Annotated in this window: 2 protein-coding genes; both read right to left on the reverse strand. The window is 34.7% G+C overall.

All coding sequences use genetic code 11. From position 1 onward, the window contains the following. Positions 1-76: 76 nt before the first annotated feature. A complete protein-coding gene (locus ACFING_RS09805) occupies positions 77-1,018 on the reverse strand; it encodes a type IV secretion system protein (protein WP_375630773.1) in 942 nt (313 codons plus the stop codon). 69 nt (positions 1,019-1,087) lie between these two features. After that, positions 1,088-1,240 (reverse strand): TrwH protein, encoded by a 153-nt coding sequence (locus ACFING_RS09810; RefSeq protein ID WP_375630775.1) that lies wholly within the window; start codon positions 1,238-1,240, stop codon positions 1,088-1,090. Positions 1,241-1,331 lie beyond the last annotated feature (91 nt).

Genomic DNA, 1,331 nt, shown 5'->3' on the forward strand with positions numbered 1-1,331 from the left:
TCTTGGCTTTGATAAAATCTTTGTGCCCCTCTGAATTGTTCAGATAGTACTGAACCTTCTACAGTGGATTTTGTTTTTATCGTATGGTAGGCATCCCTTTTGCTTCATGGTTAAAAAATTTCATACTAAGTTCGCGTTTTTTCCTTTTGATAAGTGATTGCTCAGCCTTACGTAAATACGCCACCATTTCCATCTTTATAAATTCATTTTGGATCATGGCTAATGAACCATCGATATGTGCTTGAAGATCTGCAGTATCTTTCAGGTTTTCCTTTTTTTGAACTTCATCTAATAGATCTCTAAGGTATTGAAAACGATTTTCTACGTTTTCAAAAGTTTCTAAACTTACAGCTTTATCTAGTATCGATGCAAATTGTAAACGCCCCGAAATAGTTTTGCCCATTTGATCAAAAGGCCCAGAAACTTTGTTTTCGTCCTCTAATACCTCTTGATATGATTTCCTTGAAAGCTTATCACTCTTATAGAGCGCTTCTGGCTCTTTGAGAAAAAAACTAGAAAAGTCTATTTTCTGAGGTCCAGTTTTCTGACTATTTGTTATAGCTTGATAGGTTTTTTCTGTTTGTGAAATTTGTTCTTTTTTTAACTCAAGCTGTTTTTTTAAGAGCTCAATAATTTCTCCTTTTTTTAATAGATTAATAAGCTCCAGATATTTTGCTGATGGAGCAGATACGAAAGTTGATTTAGGTACCTGAGCTGTGGGAGATACTGGAGGTGTGTTAGATGGCTTAGAGCCAATAGGTTTGGACGGTACGCGATTTCTTATCGTTCCCAAATTAGAAAGGTCAATTTTAATATCGGGTGGAAGTTTACGTGGTGGCTCATAGCCTTTTGGTGGTTTTGGTTTATAATTGTTGCTTGAATCGAGATTTCCTGACCCTATACTAGGAACTGCAAAACGGCTATGACCTCCTCCTTGCTTAGTAAGAGTGTTACTTCTTGCTAAGTTTGTTGTTCCAAGAAAAGCACTAATCGCTATGATAATAATCAGCTTTTGCATATTTCATACCTTTTAATTTTCACATATTTAGAAAGACTGACCATTACATTATTAACTTCATAAATCAGTTTATGAGATTCCGTTGTCTCCTCGCTTGATTTCGGCAGGGATTGTTTTATTAATAGGCACTCGGTTCCTATCATTTGGCTGTTTTAGCTTTGGTGCTAATGCACAAGCCGATAAAAGGTTTGCAATCAAAATTACAAGAATGATCGACTTCATTTTAATATGACTCTTTTTTAATGTTATACACATTCTGATATTTGTTGTCATTATTATAATTTTGACACTAAAGTAAAGTGTATAGTTTACG

It is taken from the genome of Bartonella sp. AP150HLJHH, assembly GCF_042196385.1.
Classification (GTDB): Bacteria; Pseudomonadota; Alphaproteobacteria; order Rhizobiales; family Rhizobiaceae; genus Bartonella.

What these genes read in the sequence shown, in the direction of transcription:
- ACFING_RS09805 (WP_375630773.1), bottom strand. Translation starts at nt 1,018, where the DNA reads ATGCAAAAGCTGATTATTATCATAGCGATTAGTGCTTTTCTTGGAACA.
- ACFING_RS09810 (WP_375630775.1), bottom strand. Translation starts at nt 1,240, where the DNA reads ATGAAGTCGATCATTCTTGTAATTTTGATTGCAAACCTTTTATCGGCT.